Source organism: Mesorhizobium sp. WSM4976 (genome assembly GCF_029625685.1).
GTDB lineage: Bacteria > Pseudomonadota > Alphaproteobacteria > Rhizobiales > Rhizobiaceae > Mesorhizobium.
Window position 1 is genome coordinate 122,897 of record NZ_JARTVT010000019.1, and the last position, 17,516, is coordinate 140,412.

The following is a 17,516-nucleotide window of genomic DNA, read 5'->3' on the forward strand; positions in this document are numbered from 1 at the left end:
GGCCAAGCCGGTTTCTTGAGATCTCGGATACATACATATACAATGATTGTATGCAGACAATGCGACAAATTGTATGGGTGGACGACAAGTGACCGGTGAAATTGGTGTCAGCTGGCTTCCGGTTATCGAGACAGGGCCGCGACCGGTCTATTTGAAGATCGTCGATGCCCTGGCGGATGCCCGCTCTAACGGCCGATTGCAGCCGGGTGACAGGCTGCCGCCGCAGCGGGAACTCGCGCGGCTGCTGGGGGTCGATCTTACGACTGTGACGCGGGCGTTTTCCGAAGCCCGACGCAGGAACCTTATCGATGCGACGGCGGGCCGGGGGACCTTCGTCACGCCGGGCGAACCAGAAGAGCCTGTCCTCGATCTCAGCATGAACATTCCGCCGGCGCCCTCCGGCCTCAACCTGCCGGCTTTGATCAGGACGGGCATTGAGGGGTTGCTCAAACGATCCAGCGCGGAAGCGCTGCTATCCTATCATCCCGGCCCCGGCTCGCCCGCGGAGCGCGCCGCCGGCTCGTCATGGCTTACCATGGCGGGAGACAGGCTGCCGGTCGACAGGGTTGTTGTCGGCTCGGGCGCGCAGGCGTTGCTTGCGGCCGTCGTCCTGTCAGAGACCCACGAGGGCGACACGATCCTTGCCGATCCGCTGACCTATCCCGGGCTGATCGCCCTGGCCGGGACCACGCGGCGCAAGCTCGCCGCTGTCGCGAACGACGGTGACGGCATGCTGCCAGACCGTCTCGAAGAGACGGCGCGACGGTATGGCGCCCGGGTTCTCTACCTCAACCCGACGCTGCAAAATCCGACCGCATCTGTCATGTTGGAAGGCAGGCGGCGCGAGCTTGCCCGCATGGCCGACAGGCTCAAGCTGACCATCGTCGAAGACGATCCCTACAGCCGGTTGCTGGCGGCACCGCCCCCGGCTTTTCTGACGCTGGCGCCGGAGCGGACTTTTCACGTCGCGACGTTGGCGAAATGTATCTCGCCTTTCCTGCGTACGGCTTTCCTGACAGCGCCCGACCCGCAGGCGGCCGATCGCATCGCGGCAGCGATACGCGGCACCACCATGATGGCGCCGCCGCTGATGACGGGCCTTGCCTGCGAGTGGCTGCGAAGCGGCCTAGCCGATGAGATCACCACTGCCGTGCGCGCCGAAGCACAGGCCAGGCAGAAGATCGCGCGCAACATCCTGCCCAAGGGCTTTCCGGCATCGGAGGCCAGTCTGCACCTCTGGTATCCGCTGGAGAGCCGGTTGCGCTCGGCCGAACTTGCCGACATTGCCCGCCGTCGAGGGTTGGCCATCAGCCCCGCGGAAGAGTTCGCAATAGGGACGGACTTCGCCAACGGCTTCCGCTTGGCGCTGGGCGCTACCCCCAACCGCGAACGGTTGAAGGAGGGTCTTGAAAGCCTCGCTTCCATCCTTTCGGGAGTGCCGGGCTCCTCGCGACCAAAGGTCTGAGGCGGCAAACCGAAGCTTGGCGCGGCACGTTACTCGGCCGCCGCCGGCAGCGGCGGCGTCGCGCGGCTGCGCCATTCCCAGGCTTGTGACCCGACAGCCACCACCACCGCCACCAGCATGGCCAGGGCGCCGGCGAGCGGCAGGCTGCGATAGCCGTAGCCGGCGTTGAGCAGCGCCGCGCCGAGCGACGCGGCGAGCGCGATGCCGACATTGAAGCCCGATGGGATCAGCGAGGAGGCGAGGTTGGAGGCATCGGCCGTCCAGGCCAGGATGCGCGTCTGGATCGGCGCGCCGATGGCGAAATTGAGACCGCCCCAGATGACGATGGCCGCGATCATCGGTACCGGGTAGGGGCTGACAAGATGGATGACGCCGAGCGCCACCGCCTGCAGGGCGAGCATGACGATGAGCGAGGGCATCAGCTTCCAGTCGGCGAGCTTGCCGCCGACCAGGACGCCGATCGTGGCACCGACGCCGTTGAGCAAGAGCACCCAGGGGATCAGGCTTTCGTCGAGGCCGGTCACCTCGAGCAGCATCGGCGTGATGTAGGTGAACAGCGCAAACTGGCCGATCATCAGCATCAGCATCAGGATCAGCGAGGTCCAGACCTGCTGACGGCCGAGCACGCGAACCTCGCGCGCCAGGCCGGCTGGGCGGTTGGCGGCGCCCGCCGTCGGCGGCAACAGCGCCAGCATGGCGAGTATCGCGATGATGCCCAGCGCGCCCATTACCCAGAAGGTCGCGCGCCAGCCCCACAGGCTGCCGATCGCGGTGCCCGCGGGCACGCCGATGACGTTGGAAACCGTCAATCCCGAGAGAATGATCGCGACCGCCCGGCCGCGCTGGTCCTCGCGAACCAGGCTGACCGCAACCACCATGGCGACGCCGAAATAGCAACCATGCGCCACGGCGGTCGCGATACGCAGCAGGAGCATCGCGGTGAAATCGGGCGCCAGCGCGCAGGCCACCTGGCCGAGTGTGAAGGCGATCGTCAGTCCGATCAGCAGCGTCTTGCGCGAGACTTTGCTGGTCATGAGCGCCAGCAGCGGGCCGCCGATGGCAATGCCGCAGGCATAGCCGGAAACGAGATAGCCTGCGGTCGGCACCGAAACGCCGAGACCCTGCGCCACCTCCGGCAGCACGCCGGCGATGACGAATTCCGTGGTGCCGAAGGCGAAGGCGGCAAGGAAAAGGGCAATCAGCGGCAGCATGGATCAAAACATAGGCGAGGAATGCATGGCCTCAAACCACGCCCGGGCGGACGGGGCAATGCAGAAATTGACGATGGCGCTTTAGCTTTTCTTGACCGGACCGATCAGAACCGGCCTGTCACTCCGAATATGCAGGCTTTTTGCGCCCGTAGGGGATCCTCAGCCAGGCCCGTTCATGCAGATAGTAAAGCACCGACTTGGTAACGACTTCGGTGAGCCCGATGGTGGCCGCGAGCTTGATGCTTCCCGTGACCACCAGCGATATGATCATGGTGTCGATCGTGCCGGTGGCGCGCCATGAAAGCGCCTTGGCGAAGCTGCGCGAATGCGTGTCCATCGGCCGATCGTCCTCCCAACAGGTCCTCTGGCGATCCTTAGCCGACAGGGGCGAGGATGAGCAAAGACAAATTTTTCGGCTGACTTGGATAGCCTCAACCGGCCTTCAACCGCGAGCCGCCAAGCAGGCCGCGCTCCTCGAGCACCGGATAGGCAATGGAAGCAAGCAGCGAGTTGATCTGCTTCAGGTCGCGGATGGTGTCGAGGTGGATCGAGCTCGTCTCGACGCTCTTGGCGGTGCCTTCGCGCAGGCGAAGGAAATGGCTGGCGCTGGTTTCCTTCTCGCGCTCGCGCAGAAGGTCCTTTTCCAGAACCAATTGCCTGGCGGTTTCCGGGTCGCGGGAGACCAGAACGTTGAAGGCAAGGCGCGCATTGGCAAGCACGGAGGAGTGGAAGGCGCAAAGCTCCTGCCAGCCTTCCGGCGTGAACTCCAGGCCGCGTTCCAGCTTCTTCCTGACATGCACCAGCATGTTGCGCACGATGATGTCGCCGACCTGCTCCAGCTTGACGCAGGCGCCGATCAGCTCCTGGCACCGCAACGCCTCGTCCTCGGTGAGTGGATTCCTGGTGATCTTGGCGAGGTAGAGCTTGATCGCGGCATGCTTCCTGTCGACGCGATCGTCGAGCGCCGCAAGCGCCTTGATCTTGGCGGGATCGGCATCCTCGTAAAGCTCGATGATGCGCTTCAGCATGATCTCGACGATCTCGCATACCCTCACCACCTCGCGCGTCGCGTTGGCTAAAGCCTGGCTCGGCGTGTCGAGGGCGCTCTCGTTCAGCGCAGACAGCTCCACGACCTCGAGCGCGACGGCCGGCTGCGGCGTGGTGCCCAGCGCCACGATCTTTTCGGAAGCGCGGTAGACGAGGCCGGCCAGCGGCAGTCCGGCCAGCAGGATAAGCACGTTGAACAGGATGTGGGCGTTGACGATCTGATCGGGCGCGCTTCTGCCGAGGAAGGAGACATCCGGCTTGAAGGTCATGATCAGGACCAGCATGATCAGCGAGCCGAGTCCACGCATCAAAAGGTTGCCGACCGGAACGATGCGCACCTCGGGCGGCGCCGACCTCGTCAGCATCGGCGCAATCAGCGACGAGCCAAGGTTGACGCCGAGCACCAGCACGACGCCCAGCTCCGGCGTGATCAGCCCTCGGCCCGCCAGCGTCGCCATCAAAAGCACCGCGGCGATGCTCGACTGGAACAGCCAGGTGATCAGCGCGGCCAGCAGATAGGTGGTGATGGAATCGCTCGAGAAATAGTTGATGATCAGCGGCATCAGCTGGCTGTTGCGCAGCGGCTCCGACGCCTGGCCGATCATCTCCAACGACAGGATCAGCAGGCCGACGCCGATCAGGATGCGGCCCGTCTGCCTCCAATCCCGCCGCTCGGTGGCCATGAACATGACCGTGCCCGCGATCAGGCAGAGCGGCACCAGAAGCGTGAGGTCGAACGTAAGCAGCTTGGCCACCAGCGCCGAGCCGATCTCGGCGCCGCGCACAGCCAATTGGCCGGCGGCACCCGAAACGATGCCGGCGCCGGCGAAGGAGCCTACCAGCAGCGTCACCGCTGTCGAGCTCTGCAGCGCGACTGCCAGGCCACAGCCTGTGAGCACCGCCATGACCGGATTGCGCATGGTGGCGCGCAGCCGGTGGCGCAGCACGTCACCATAGGCGCGCTCGACGCCTGTCTTCACCATGCGGGTGGCGAACAGCATCAGCGCCACCGCGCCGGCAAGGTGCAGGAGAACGACGGAGCCGCTCACAGCCAACCTCGCGGGGTGGCTCCGGCGATGCGGAGAGGGTTACGATTCTTAGCCATTCAACGCGTCGAAATACACCAATTAAGATTAGCCGAGTAATAGATTTTTCTGATGCGATGATCGTCTCGACTCGACGGCGCATGTCGGAAATGAATGGAGAAGACATTGGTTGCACCGCCTGGCGGGGGCGCTTCGCTCCATACTGCTCGACGCCCGATCGCGCGGCCAGGGCAATCCGAGCCGACGTTGAAGTCGTCTACGCAAGCCTCGGAAATCATTACGGAATTTTAATTATAGCGTTCAGGTTCGGTTCATCCGGTGGCGGCTACCCCTGCGTCTATCGACAACCAGGAGTACCGACCATGAAGCGTCTCATACTTTGCGCCGTCACGGCCTCGATGCTGACCGCCTCGGCCTTCTCCGGCCAGGCCGCGCCGCTCGCCCAGCCGAGCGCGCCGCACTCGAACTACACGCAGGTCGACTGGCAAAAGCCCGACCGGCATGTCGACAAGCGCGTCATCGTCAAGAGGAAGGTCGTGAAGCGCAGCCATTGGCGCACCGGCCAGAAATATTCGAACTGGAAGCGCCATCGGCCGGTCCGCGACTGGAACCGCTACGGCCTGCGCCGCCCCGGCCCGGGCCAGGAGTGGATCCGCGTCGGCAACGATTATGTGCTGGTCAGCATCCTGTCCGGCATCGTCTTCGGCGCGATCGCCGCACAGTGATCCGCGACAATCGGTAATGGGGAAAGGAGGCGGCCGCCCCGGCCGCCTTCTTTTCGTCTGTGAAAAGCGGGTACGATGCGCCGGACAGAGTCGCCGTGCCCGGGCGGCTTGATTATATGGAGGGCAAACGAGCTTTCTTAGATGCGCTTTCCGCCCGCCTTCCTCGACGAGATACGCGACCGCGTGCCGATTTCATCGGTGATCGGCACGCGTGTCGCGTGGGACAGGAAGAAGACCAACGCGTCGCGCGGCGACTATTGGGCCTGCTGCCCGTTCCACGGCGAGAAAAGCCCGTCCTTCCATTGCGAGGACAAGAAGGGCCGCTATCACTGCTTCGGCTGCTCGGTGTCGGGCGACCATTTCAAGTTCCTCACCGAGCTCGACGGCATGAGTTTCCCCGAGGCGGTCGAGAAAATCGCCGAAATGGCCGGCGTGCCGATGCCGGTGCGCGATGAACGGGAGGAACGGCGCGAGAAGGAGCGCGCCAGCCTGACCGACGTCATGGAAATGGCAACCGCCTTCTTCCAGGAGCGGCTGCAGAGCGCCGACGGTGCCAAAGCCCGTGCGTATCTCAGGGAGCGCGGATTGACGTCGGCAACGCAGCAATCATTCCGGCTGGGCTACGCGCCCGACAGCCGCAATGCCTTGAAAGAGCATCTCGCCGCCAAGGGCGTGCCGAAGGCCGATATCGAGGCTTGCGGCCTGGTGCGGCACGGCGACGACATTCCGGTCTCCTATGACTGGTTTCGCGATCGCATCATGTTTCCGATCCCGGATTCGCGCGGCAAGATCATCGCCTTCGGCGGTCGGGCACTGGCCCCAGATGCCTTGGCCAAATACATGAATTCGCCGGAGACGGAACTCTTCCATAAGGGCAATGTGCTCTACAATTTCGCTCGCGCCCGCAAGGCGCTGGCCAAAGGCGGCACGGTTATAGCGGTCGAAGGCTATATGGACGTGATCGCGCTGGCGCAGGCCGGCTTCGAGAATGCCGTGGCGCCGCTCGGCACCGCGCTCACCGAGAACCAGCTTGAACTGTTGTGGCGCATGGCGCCCGAGCCGGTGCTTTGCTTCGACGGCGATAAGGCCGGATTGAAAGCGGCTTGGCGTGCCGCGGATCTGGCCCTGCCTTCGGTGCAGGCAGGACGCTCGGCACGGTTTGCGCTGCTCCCTGAAGGCAAGGACCCGGACGACCTCGTCAAGGCCGATGGGCCGGATGCGTTCCGGGCGGTGCTGACGGAGGCGCGACCGCTTGTAGACCTTCTGTGGATGCGGGAGACCGCAGGCGGCGTCTTCGAAACGCCGGAGCGGCGGGCCGAGCTGGGGAAGAGGCTGAATGAACTCGCCAGCCGTATCCGCGACGAGAGCGTGCGCTACGAATATCAACAGGTGTTGCGCGAACGGGTGCGGAGCTTCTTCGGCGCCCAACGCGACACCAGGCAGAACCGGCAGGATGGCGGCCGGCCAGGAGAGCGCGGCCATGGCAAGGCAGCGGCGCCCGGCGGACAGTTCGCCAAGGGTGGAAGCGGCCGCATCGCCATCACCGAAAGCCTTGGCCAGTCGGCGCTGGTCAAGCGCGGCGGCGACGGTATGTCGGTTCGCGAGGCGACGATCATCGTGGCGCTCGTCAACCATCCGGCGCTGATCGACGAGAATTTCGAGCATGTCGAATTCCTCGATCTTGCCAATTCCGATTTGCGCAAGCTCCACGCTGCCATTCTCGACTCGATGGCGCATGACGCGGCCGACGAGCGCGGCGCGGTCATCGCTACCATCGAGCGCGCCGGCTGCGGCGGCATCTGGGAGCGGGCGGTGGAACTGATCAAGCGGGCGCGGCAATGGCCGGCGCTCGAGACTGCCGCGCTCGACGACGCCCGCGACGCCTTCAACCAGGCGATGCACTTGCAGCGCAGCGCCCGCACCTTACATAGAGAACTGAAACAGGCGCAGGCGGCGCTCGATGCAGACCCTTCGGACGAAAATTTCCGGCATCTCGTCGAGATTCAAGCGCAATTCAACGATGTGCAGGCAACGGAAGCGCTGATCGAAGGGTTCGGCGTTTCGTCGGGCAGGGTTGGCCGCGTTTAGGGCCGACACCACCCATTGGAAGTGAAACGGAAATGCGCAACGCGTCGAATCGACGCCTCTAAGTCGGGTAATTGATTCGCTTTTTTCATGCGAATCATGCCAGAGGCGCTTGACCTTCTGGCAGATTGGCGGAATCAGGACGATTCGAAACGTTAACCGTGCCCCGGCGTCGGCGGGAAATTTGAGCGATGTGAGGTGCCGGTGACGGCTGGACAGGCAAAATGCCTGCTCCAGATATCAGGGTTAATCTGGACTTAATGCATGTCGCCCAAAAGTGGAAACCGATTTGGGGCAAACGAGATGCGCAAAACAAAAGAGATGACGCGGTTGCCGGGCCGGTAAAAAGCATTCCGGTACGAGCACAACATCCGGCGTAACCGGTCCGACAGTTTACGCGGCCTCGATATTGGGCCGCTTGGAGACGACAAAGAATGGCGACAAAGGAAAAGGAAGAGGTCGAGACCGAACGCGAAGGCGCCACCGATGGCCCTCTGCTCGACCTTTCCGACGATGCTGTCAAGAAGATGATCAAGGCCGCGAAGAAACGCGGCTATGTCACGCTCGACGAACTGAACGCGGTGCTGCCCTCGGAAGAGACGGATCCAGACCGCATCGAAGACATCAATGCGATGCTCAGTGACATGGGCATCAATGTCGTCGAGGATGACGAGCAGGGCGAAGAGGCCGAGGCCGAGCCCGCCGGCGACAGCGAGGAAGACGCCAACGAGCTGGCCGAGCAGACCGGCACCGCCGTTGCGGCCACGACCACCAAGAAAGAGCCGACCGATCGCACCGACGATCCGGTGCGTATGTACCTGCGCGAGATGGGCTCGGTCGAGCTTCTATCGCGCGAGGGCGAAATCGCCATTGCCAAACGTATCGAGGCCGGCCGCGAGACCATGATAGCGGGCCTGTGCGAAAGCCCGCTGACCTTCCAGGCCATCATCATCTGGCGCGACGAGCTCAACGAATCGAAGATCCTGCTGCGCGAGATCATCGATCTGGAGGCGACCTATGCCGGCCCCGAGGCCAAGCAGGCGCCGGTGGTGGAACGCATCGAGGAAGCGCCCAAGCCCGATGAGAAGCCGCGCGGCCGCGCGGCGGCGCGCGAAGAAGAAGACGACATCACCAATGTCGGCGGCGACACGCGCGGGCTGGAGGAAGAGGAAGACGACGAGGACGAGGCGAGCCTGTCGCTGGCCGCGATGGAAGCGGAACTGCGCCCGCAGGTGATGGAGACGCTCGACGTAATCGCCGACACCTACAAGAAGCTGCGCAAGCTGCAGGACCAGCAGGTCGAGAATCGTCTCGCCGCCGCCGGCACGCTCTCGCCCAGCCAGGACCGGAGGCTCAAGGAGCTCAAGGACCAGCTGATCAAGGCGGTGAAGTCGCTGTCGCTCAACGCCGCGCGCATCGAGGCGCTGGTCGAGCAGCTCTACGATATCAACAAGCGCCTGGTGCAGAACGAGGGCAAGCTTCTGCGCCTCGCCGAGAGCTATGGCGTGCGCCGCGAGGAATTCCTCAGGGAGTATCAGGGCTCAGAGCTCGATCCGAACTGGACCCGCTCGATCGCCAATTTGACCTCGCGCGGCTGGAAGGAATTCACCAAGAACGAGAAGGACACGATCAAGGAGCTGCGCGCCGAGATCCAGAACCTCGCCACCGAAACCGCGATCTCGATCCTGGAATTCCGCAAGATCGTTAACCAGGTGCAGAAGGGCGAGCGCGAGGCCGCAATCGCCAAGAAGGAAATGGTCGAGGCGAACCTGCGTCTCGTCATCTCCATTGCCAAGAAATACACCAACCGCGGCCTGCAGTTCCTGGATCTCATCCAGGAAGGCAATATCGGCCTGATGAAGGCGGTCGACAAATTCGAATACCGCCGCGGCTACAAGTTCTCGACCTACGCCACTTGGTGGATACGGCAGGCCATCACCCGCTCGATCGCCGACCAGGCGCGCACCATCCGCATTCCGGTGCATATGATCGAGACGATCAACAAGATCGTGCGCACCTCGCGCCAGATGCTGCACGAGATCGGGCGCGAGCCGACGCCGGAGGAACTGGCGGAGAAACTCGCCATGCCGCTGGAAAAGGTGCGCAAGGTTCTGAAGATCGCCAAGGAGCCGATCTCGCTCGAAACGCCTGTCGGCGACGAGGAGGATTCGCATCTGGGCGACTTCATCGAGGACAAGATGGCGATCCTGCCGATCGACGCGGCGATCCAGGCCAATCTGCGCGAGACCACGACGCGGGTGCTTGCCTCTCTGACGCCGCGCGAGGAGCGCGTCCTGCGCATGCGTTTCGGCATCGGCATGAACACCGACCACACGCTGGAGGAAGTCGGCCAGCAGTTCTCGGTGACGCGCGAGCGCATCCGCCAGATCGAAGCCAAGGCGCTGCGCAAGCTCAAGCACCCGAGCCGGTCGCGCAAGCTGAGAAGCTTCCTGGACAGCTGAGTTAAGCACTCGTGGGAGAGACGGTGGCCAAATCTCCTCGCCATCTTCTCCCACGGGTCTTTCTTTTCTGTCTGTTCGGCTTTGCAATCCACCTGTGGGTTTTGCTTGGGGCCTTGATTTTCGGCCACCCCTTTGTGCCGTCGCAAGCCTATGTCAGCAGCCACGATTTGATCGCGAAATCGGTAGCTATACCGGTTGGCTGCCTGATGTTGTTTTTTTGCTGCCGGAAGTTTGCGAAGGACTTCCAGAGCCCGAGCTTATCCACCAAGACCTTCCTTGTTTCCGGCTTCGGTGTTCTTGTCGTGCCTCTCATTTTCGGGGTTTTTGCTCGAGCAATTGTTCTCACCGCATACCCGCTGTGGCTGGCGGCAGTGGCGGGCGGAGACACGCAACTCGAATTTTCCATCAGAGATATAACTGGTTCATCAATGCGTTGCCCGCATATGGTCAGTCTCGCGGACATGCCGATGATGACTGGCACTTTATGCGACGTCCCGGAAGCTGTTCGTAGGACGCTTTATCCGGGCATGAAGGTCTTGTTGACCGGACGCGGCACGGTAAATGGGCTTTTTGCGGCGAGAATTGACGTCGCACCTAACGGGCCGGTTATGCTTGGCGAGGGTTGGCTTCGCTGACGCTGCGTTTCCGGTCACCGCGATGCCGCCTTGCCGGGTTTGCCCGACAGGAGGATAATTCGGGTGTCGGATGCATTTGTGGGCGACAAGCCGGATGCCCGCCCCGGCGCTGGCTGTGACAGCCGGCGCCCGCTCCGTGGCTCCCGGTGTGAGGTGTGCCATGACAACCTATATCGTGCTTATCAACTGGACCGAGTTGGGCGCCAGGAATGTGCGGGACTCGCCGAAGCGGCTCGATGCCGCCAAGAAGCTGCTGGGGGAAATGGGCGGATCTTTCAAGGCATTCTATCTGACCATGGGCGAATGCGACATGGTCGCCATCGTCGAGGCGCCGGACGATGCGGTGCTCGCCCGCTTCGCGCTGATGCTGTCGTCTGGCGGGAGCGTCAGGACGCGGACGATGAAGGCGTTCCCGGAATTCGCCTATCGCGAGATCATCAGTTCGCTCGGGTAGGCGGCTCAAGCCGGGATCGGCACGGCTGTTGCGAAGCCGCGCCGCATTCCCGATAGTCGCGCCATGCCCAAGCCGCTGCTGACCGTCTGGTACAACACGCGCTGTCCGGTGTGCGACGCGGGCATCCGCCGCCAGAAGCGGCGGCTGGTCGAAGCGGTCAAGGCCGGCCGCGTTGCATTCCGCGACATCAATTGCGAACCTGAAGCGCTCTCGGTCTTCGGCGCCTCGCTCGAGGATATCCGGCGGCGCTTGCACGCGACCGACAGCGAAGGCCGGTTGCTGGTCGGCGCCGACGTGGCGATTGCGGTCTGGCGGCTGACGCCGGGCGAGGGGTGGCTGGCGAGCTTGTTCGGCAACGTGATCGCGCTGCCTTTGACGCGCATCGCCTATGACCGATTCGCGGACCTTCTCTACGCCTGGAACCGAAGCAAGGGCCGCTGGTAGGAATCTCCAGCTCCCAATGACAGCATGCCTGAGGCCTTGGCGCATCTTGAGATACATCGTAAGATATATCTTGACTCGATGAGAGCTGCGTCTTACTTAAGATGTATCGTAAGATATAACTCAAGGAGCAATTCATGCACAGACACGATCATTCCGAGCACCATTTCGGCGAGCGCATGTTCATGCAAATGGCCGGCAAGTTTGGGAGCAAATTCGGTGGCAGAGGGAGCGGCGGCTTCGGTCCGTTTGGCGGCAGGGGCGGCGGCCGCGGCGGCCCGGGCGACATGTTCCGCGCCGGGCGCATGCTCGCCGACGGCGATCTCAAGCTGATCACCCTGTCGCTGCTGGCCGATGCGCCGCGCCATGGCTACGACATCATCAAGGCCCTGGAAGAGCGCACCAGCGGCGTCTACAGCCCGAGCCCGGGCATAGTGTATCCGACGCTGACCTTCCTGGAGGAGGCGGGCTACGCGGTATCCTCGAGCGAGGGCAACAAGAAGGTGTTTTCGATCACCGAGGCCGGCAGGGCGCATCTCGAGGAGAACCGCGAGATGATCGACAGCGTGCTCGACCATCTCGAGCGCTTCGGCCGCAAGATGGCCGCGGCGCGCGAATGGTTCGGCTGGGGCGACGACAAGGATGAGGGGCGCCGCGGCCGTTCGGAAAAGCGCGACCAGTTCCGCGCGCTGCGACATCGTCTGCGTGCCGCGCTCGGCGACATCGCCGAGGCGCCGGAAGACAAGCAGGCCGAGGCGATCAGCATCCTCGAAGACGCCGCCGAGGCGATCGAGGCACTGGCGCGGCGCTAAGGCGGCCTGAGCCCGTCAATTCAACGAAAAGCCCGGAGCGGTCCGGGCTTTTTTCTTGTCGCTGATCGGCCGGAATCGGCCCATCCTTGCCGACATACTCGCTCATTGGCCTTTCATTGCGCGCCTTCTCGATCATGGCGGTGCTTGGCCGCGATCCTGTCTTCGGCGCGGTACTTGACCATGTGCACCGAGCAGCCGGTGAGCACAAGGACGCCGTCCAGCTGCGTCTTGATTGGGCCAGCGCTGGGCGCTCTAGGGCGTGTGAACGATGGTCACTGACCTCGTATGACGCAAATACACATGGCTCAGATCAATTTTGAACGCTGTTCATAGAGTGCCGGAAATGGTAAATTCAGCCAAATGGAATGCATCGGGACCGGCTGGCCGGATTCGGAAGACAAGCACAGGACAGAGCATGGCGCTGGACAAGGAAGAAATGAGCGAGAAGGTGCTCGCCATCGCCGAGGCGCTGCTCAACGAGGGCGGGGCCGAGAACCTGAAAGCGCGCACCATCGCCGAGCAGGCCGGCATTTCGGTCGGATCGGTCTACAACCTGTTTGCCGATCTCGACGAGGTGCATCGCGCCGTCAACATTCGGCTGCTCGACCGGCTCGGCGCGACGGGCTTGGCGGCCATGGCCGATCTGGAAAGGCAAGGGGTGACGGATGTCCAGCACCGCATCCTGGCCATGGCCGCGGCCTATGTGAGGTTCGTCGAGGCGCATCCCGGCAGTTGGCCGGCGGTGCTTGCCTTCAACCGCCGCCGTGCGACGCGGCTGGGACCCGATGCCTATGACGCGCTGCTCGACGCGCTGTTCGACATTGTCGCCGGCGTGCTCAAGGCAGGCGATTTCGGCCTCGACGACGACCGCCGCGCGCTTGCGGCGCGGACCTTGTGGTCAAGCGTGCATGGCATCGTGACCAGCGGCTATGTGGCGAATTCCAACAGCCGGCAGGCCGATGAGATCTGGCATCAGATCGAGCTTCTGATCGGCGTTTTCGTCAAGGGACTGGAACACGGCGGCGCATTCGCGCATGCTGAGACAAAGCCTGAATAAACAGGACGCTGTGGATCCTCGGCGCCCGCGTAAAATGGAGTTTTGAAAATGTCTTTTCTGAAGAAGCTCTTCGGCGGCGGCAGCAGTGAGGCAACGGAGACCGGCCCTGCCAAGCCCGCCAAGCAGGTCGAGCACAAGGGATTCCTAGTCAGCGCGACGCCCTACAAGGCCGAAGGCCAATACCAAACCTGCGGGGTCGTCTCCAAGGAAGTGGACGGCGTGATGAAAGAGCACCGCTTCATCCGCGCCGATCGCTTCGCCGGGCTGGACGACGCCGTCGACATCTCGATCAAGAAGGGCATCCAGCTGGTCGACGAGCAGGGCGAGCGAATGTTCGGCTAGCTGCCGTAGCTTAGAGCGTTTTACCGTTTCACGGCGAAACGCTCTTTCCCTTTGTTTTTACGCAATTCGGGGCGGAAAACCGCTCACACTTGTCCTGGAATTGCTCTAGGCAGCGCTGGCCAACTTCTCCTCGATCAGAAAGCGACCTTGTCGCCGCCCTTGAGTTGCAGGATCTGGCGCGCCTCGTCGGGTGTAGCGATCGAGGCGCCGAGGCCTTCGATGATCTGGCGGACCTTGGTCACCTGTTCGGCGCTGGAGCGGGCGAGCTTGCCCTTGCCGATCCACAGCGAATCCTCAAGGCCGACCCGCACGTTGCCGCCCAGCGCGATCGCCTGCGTGGCGATTGGCAGCTGATGCCGGCCAGCGCCCAGCACCGACCAGTGATAGTCGTTGCCGAACAGGCGGTCGGCCGTGCGCTTCATGTGCGCGACGTCTTCCGGATGCGTGCCGATGCCGCCCAGGATGCCGAACACGCTCTGGACGAAGAACGGCGCCTTGACCAGGCCGCGCTCGACGAAATGCGCCAGCGTGTAGAGATGGCCGATGTCGTAGCACTCGATCTCGAAGCGCGTGCCGTTGTCGGCGCAGGTGCGCAATATGTGCTCGATGTCGCCAAAGGTGTTGCGGAAGATGCGGTCGCGCGAGGATTCGAGATAGGGGCGCTCCCACTCATGCTCAAAGGTCTTGAACCGCTCCAGCATCGGGAACAGGGCGAAGTTCATCGAGCCCATGTTGAGCGACGCGACTTCCGGAGCGAACACCTTCGCCGGCCTGACGCGTTCCTCCACGCTCATCGTCGCCGCACCCCCGGTGGTGATGTTCACGACACAGTTGGAGCGCTGCTTGATGATCTGCAGGAAAGGGGCGAAGGCCTCGGTCGACTGGTCGGGACGTCCATCGACCGGATTGCGGGCATGGAGATGGACGATCGCTGCGCCCGCCTCGGCGGCGTCTATCGCGGCGGTGGCGATCTCCTGCGCCGTCACCGGCAGATGCGGCGACATCGATGGCGTGTGGATCGAGCCGGTTACGGCGCAGGTGATGATGATCTTGTTCAGGTTCGCCACTTATGATCCTCGATCTCTCGTTATTTCGACTGCGCCTATTTCACCGCTCTTATCGTGATGCCGGAGATGAACTGTTTCGACAACACGATGTAAAGCAAGGTAATCGGCAGCTGCGCCAGTGTCAGCCCAGAGAACAGCACCCCCTAGTCGGTGGTGAATTCGCCGACGAACACGGTCAGCCCTTGCGGCAGTGTCTTCAAATCATCGAAGATGATCAGCACCAGCGGGAAGAAAAAGTCGTTCCAGATCGGGAACCGCGTTCTGATCGCCACGACCACCAGCGCCGGCCGGGAGCGCGATGCGAAAAAAGGCAGGCGCTGACGGGCGCCTGCCTCTTCCATTCCTACCATCGGCAATCAGGCCGCGATGGCGATCTGGCCGGCCGTGGCGGCGGCGATCGCGTCGACCTTGGCAGTGGCCTTGGCAAGCGCGGCCGTGACGGCGTCAGCGCCCATGCCGACGCCTTCGACGCGGATGACTTCGATGTCAGTCATGCCGAGGAAGCCGAGCACGCTGCGCAGATAAGGAACCGCATGGTCCATCTGCACCGCGGCGCCTTGCGAATAGATGCCACCGGAAGCGAGCACGATATAAACCTTCTTGCCCTTGACGAGGCCCTTCGGACCGCCTTCGCCGTAAGCAAAGGTCTTGCCGGAGCGGGCGACGTGGTCGACCCAGGACTTCAACGTCGAGGAGATGTTGAAGTTGATGAAGCCGGTGGCGAGGATCACGGTGTCGGCGGCAAAAAGCTCGTCGAGCACAGCGTCGGAAACGCCGACCACCTCGGCCTGCCGCGGCGTGCGTGCTTCGGCCGGCGTGTAGATGCCGGTGGCGTAATCAGGGTCGATATGCGGCAGCGGCTTGGCGACGAGATCGCGCACGACGAGGCTGTTCGACGGGTCGGCGGCAACGAGCTTCTGGGCAAGGTCGGTGGCGACGCGGGTCGAGTGCGAAGCGGCGCCGCGCGGGCTGGAGGTAACGAGAAGAATAGACATGGCGGTCTCCCCTTGGGGTTGGATTGAAACTTTCCACGCCAATATGGGGATTGCTGCTCCATCAGGATAACTGGTATAATATATATACAATCCATCAACAAAATGGATGGCGTAGCCATGCAGCCGAACCCGACCCTGGATCAACTGCAAATCCTGGTGGCTGTGGCCGATACCGGCAGCTTCTCGGCAGCGGGGCGCAAGCTCAACCGGGCGCAGTCGGTCGTGAGCTACGGCATCGCCAATCTCGAAGCGCAGCTCGGCCTGAAGCTGTTCGAGCGCGAAGGGGTGCGCGAGCCGCAACTGACCGATGTCGGCAAGGCGATGCTGGAGGATGCGCGGCGCATGATCGGCGTGCTGCAGCGCATTCGCTCGCGCGCCGACGGCTACCGGCAAGGGCTGGAAGCGGAAGTTGCGATATCGGTCGACGTGGCGCTGCCTTCGCCGGCGCTGGTGCGCGTGCTCAGGGCTTTCGAGGCGCAATTCCCGGCGGTCATGCTCCGACTTTATATCGGCTCGCTCGGCCTGATCGTCGACCAGGTCGTCAACGGCCAGGCGGATCTCGGCTTCGGCGGCCTGCAAGGCGATGCCGACGTCAACCTGCTGCGCATCGGCTTCACCTCGATGGTGCCTGCGGCGGCGCCAGACCACCCATTGGCCAAACTGCCGAAGCCGGTGGCTGTCGAGGACCTGCGGGAGCATATCCAACTCGTCGTCTCCGACCAGTCGGAGCGGACGCGCGGGCGCGACTATGGCGTGTTTGCCTATCGGACCTGTCGGCTGACCGATGTGCGCACCAAGCATGCCTTGATGCGCGAAGGCCTCGGCTGGGGCGGCCTGCCGCGCTGGCTGATTGCCGACGACCTCGCCAACGGCAGGCTGGTCGAGCTCGATCTGGAGCCCTATCGCGAGGTTCGCTCCCCGCTCTATGCCATGCACCGCAACGATCGCAGTCCCAAGCCGGCGGCGACCTGGCTGATCGACGAATTCAAGCGCCAGCTTGGCTGCTTCAACGAGATGGAGCCGGGCGTGTGGATCGAGGAGGGGCCGGAGACAAACCGCCCATGAGCGCGATCAGCACCGCCCGATAGTCCTCGGCGGGCGCGCCGGCCTCGATGGCCAGAGCCGCCCGGTCGAAGGCGGCAGCCAGCAGGGCGGTCAGCGCCTCGGCCGGCAATCTGGTCAGCGCCTGCGCCCGCATCGCGGCGACCAAGCCTTCGCGCAGCGAGCGGTTGCCGTGGCGGTTGTCGATCTCGTCCATGGCGGCGCGGCCGAGCACGGCCGGCCCGTCGAGCAGCAGGAGCCGCGTGCGGCCGGGCGCCCGCATTGCCTCGAGATAGGCGTCCGAGCCGGCGATCAACGCGTCACGCGCCGACAGCGAGGGCGGCGAGGCCTGATCGATCTCGGCCGCCACGGCCGCTGCCTCCTGCTCGACGACCGCCGCGAACAGCGCCTGCTTGTCGGCGAAGTGGTGGTAGAGCGCGCCGCGCGTGACACCGGCCTCGGCGACGATCTCCGGCGTGCCGGTCTCGGCATAGGATTTTTCCGTGAACAGCTTCCGCGCCGCGCGGACCAGATCGGCGCGTGTCGCCTCGGTGCGGTCGCGGTTGGAGCGACGTCCGGACTCTTGTTGCATACATGCAGCCTGTATGTTATCGCATTTACATACAGACTG

18 protein-coding genes are annotated in these 17,516 nt (G+C 63.5%); 11 read left to right on the forward strand and 7 right to left on the reverse strand.

Annotation, left to right across the window (positions count from 1 at the left end; translation table 11 throughout):
* Positions 1-88 precede the first annotated feature (88 nt).
* On the forward strand, positions 89-1,465 hold the full coding sequence (locus tag P9272_RS23040; RefSeq protein WP_278162301.1) for a PLP-dependent aminotransferase family protein: 1,377 nt from the start codon (positions 89-91) through the stop codon (positions 1,463-1,465).
* A gap of 29 nt (positions 1,466-1,494) precedes the next feature.
* Here the strand turns inward: P9272_RS23040 and P9272_RS23045 are convergent, their stop codons facing one another.
* From P9272_RS23045 to P9272_RS23055, 3 genes are all read right to left on the reverse strand, one after another.
* Positions 1,495-2,676 carry an MFS transporter gene (locus P9272_RS23045; RefSeq protein WP_278162302.1) on the reverse strand — a complete coding sequence of 394 codons (1,182 nt, stop codon included), beginning with the start codon at positions 2,674-2,676 and terminating at the stop codon, positions 1,495-1,497.
* A 118-nt stretch (positions 2,677-2,794) separates the two neighbouring features.
* A complete protein-coding gene (locus tag P9272_RS23050) occupies positions 2,795-3,013 on the reverse strand; it encodes a DUF2061 domain-containing protein (RefSeq protein WP_128258306.1) in 219 nt (72 codons plus the stop codon).
* A gap of 94 nt (positions 3,014-3,107) precedes the next feature.
* Positions 3,108-4,772 (reverse strand): Na/Pi cotransporter family protein, encoded by a 1,665-nt coding sequence (locus tag P9272_RS23055; RefSeq protein ID WP_128258305.1) that lies wholly within the window; start codon positions 4,770-4,772, stop codon positions 3,108-3,110.
* 359 nt (positions 4,773-5,131) lie between these two features.
* Between P9272_RS23055 and P9272_RS23060 the strand changes: the two genes are divergently transcribed.
* The 9 genes from P9272_RS23060 to P9272_RS23100 all read left to right on the forward strand — a co-directional run bounded on the left by P9272_RS23060 (position 5,132) and on the right by P9272_RS23100 (position 13,782).
* Positions 5,132-5,494: an RcnB family protein gene (locus tag P9272_RS23060; protein WP_278162303.1), complete on the forward strand. Its 363-nt coding sequence runs from the start codon at positions 5,132-5,134 to the stop codon at positions 5,492-5,494.
* A 141-nt stretch (positions 5,495-5,635) separates the two neighbouring features.
* Complete coding sequence (dnaG, locus tag P9272_RS23065; RefSeq protein ID WP_278162304.1) at positions 5,636-7,582, forward strand: DNA primase; 1,947 nt, start codon at positions 5,636-5,638, stop codon at positions 7,580-7,582.
* 431 nt (positions 7,583-8,013) lie between these two features.
* The gene (gene rpoD / locus P9272_RS23070) at positions 8,014-10,041 is read left to right on the forward strand and encodes an RNA polymerase sigma factor RpoD (protein WP_128258302.1); all 2,028 of its coding nucleotides are present in this window, start codon (positions 8,014-8,016) and stop codon (positions 10,039-10,041) included.
* A 23-nt stretch (positions 10,042-10,064) separates the two neighbouring features.
* A complete protein-coding gene (locus tag P9272_RS23075; protein WP_278162305.1) occupies positions 10,065-10,676 on the forward strand; it encodes a hypothetical protein in 612 nt (203 codons plus the stop codon).
* A gap of 160 nt (positions 10,677-10,836) precedes the next feature.
* Positions 10,837-11,130, forward strand: coding sequence for a GYD domain-containing protein (locus P9272_RS23080; protein WP_128258300.1), 294 nt, complete (start codon positions 10,837-10,839; stop codon positions 11,128-11,130).
* Between the two features lie 63 nt (positions 11,131-11,193).
* Positions 11,194-11,574 carry a DCC1-like thiol-disulfide oxidoreductase family protein gene (locus P9272_RS23085; RefSeq protein ID WP_278162306.1) on the forward strand — a complete coding sequence of 127 codons (381 nt, stop codon included), beginning with the start codon at positions 11,194-11,196 and terminating at the stop codon, positions 11,572-11,574.
* Positions 11,575-11,708: 134 nt separating this feature from the next.
* A complete protein-coding gene (locus tag P9272_RS23090) occupies positions 11,709-12,383 on the forward strand; it encodes a PadR family transcriptional regulator (RefSeq protein WP_128258299.1) in 675 nt (224 codons plus the stop codon).
* Positions 12,384-12,798: 415 nt separating this feature from the next.
* Positions 12,799-13,440 (forward strand): TetR/AcrR family transcriptional regulator, encoded by a 642-nt coding sequence (locus P9272_RS23095; protein ID WP_278162307.1) that lies wholly within the window; start codon positions 12,799-12,801, stop codon positions 13,438-13,440.
* Between the two features lie 48 nt (positions 13,441-13,488).
* Positions 13,489-13,782: an HlyU family transcriptional regulator gene (locus P9272_RS23100; RefSeq protein ID WP_278162308.1), complete on the forward strand. Its 294-nt coding sequence runs from the start codon at positions 13,489-13,491 to the stop codon at positions 13,780-13,782.
* A gap of 134 nt (positions 13,783-13,916) precedes the next feature.
* On the opposite strand, the gene P9272_RS23105 is transcribed toward P9272_RS23100, so the two are convergent.
* The 3 genes from P9272_RS23105 to P9272_RS23115 form a co-directional block, all read right to left on the reverse strand.
* Positions 13,917-14,849 carry a 3-keto-5-aminohexanoate cleavage protein gene (locus P9272_RS23105; protein WP_278162309.1) on the reverse strand — a complete coding sequence of 311 codons (933 nt, stop codon included), beginning with the start codon at positions 14,847-14,849 and terminating at the stop codon, positions 13,917-13,919.
* A 143-nt stretch (positions 14,850-14,992) separates the two neighbouring features.
* Positions 14,993-15,190: a hypothetical protein gene (locus tag P9272_RS23110; RefSeq protein ID WP_278162310.1), complete on the reverse strand. Its 198-nt coding sequence runs from the start codon at positions 15,188-15,190 to the stop codon at positions 14,993-14,995.
* A gap of 15 nt (positions 15,191-15,205) precedes the next feature.
* Complete coding sequence (locus tag P9272_RS23115) at positions 15,206-15,844, reverse strand: FMN-dependent NADH-azoreductase (RefSeq protein ID WP_278162311.1); 639 nt, start codon at positions 15,842-15,844, stop codon at positions 15,206-15,208.
* Between the two features lie 117 nt (positions 15,845-15,961).
* Between P9272_RS23115 and P9272_RS23120 the strand changes: the two genes are divergently transcribed.
* Positions 15,962-16,909 carry a LysR family transcriptional regulator gene (locus P9272_RS23120; protein WP_278162312.1) on the forward strand — a complete coding sequence of 316 codons (948 nt, stop codon included), beginning with the start codon at positions 15,962-15,964 and terminating at the stop codon, positions 16,907-16,909.
* On the opposite strand, the gene P9272_RS23125 is transcribed toward P9272_RS23120, so the two are convergent.
* A complete protein-coding gene (locus P9272_RS23125; RefSeq protein ID WP_278162313.1) occupies positions 16,851-17,477 on the reverse strand; it encodes a TetR/AcrR family transcriptional regulator in 627 nt (208 codons plus the stop codon). The two genes, P9272_RS23120 and P9272_RS23125, sit on opposite strands and share 59 nt — an antisense overlap.
* Positions 17,478-17,516 lie beyond the last annotated feature (39 nt).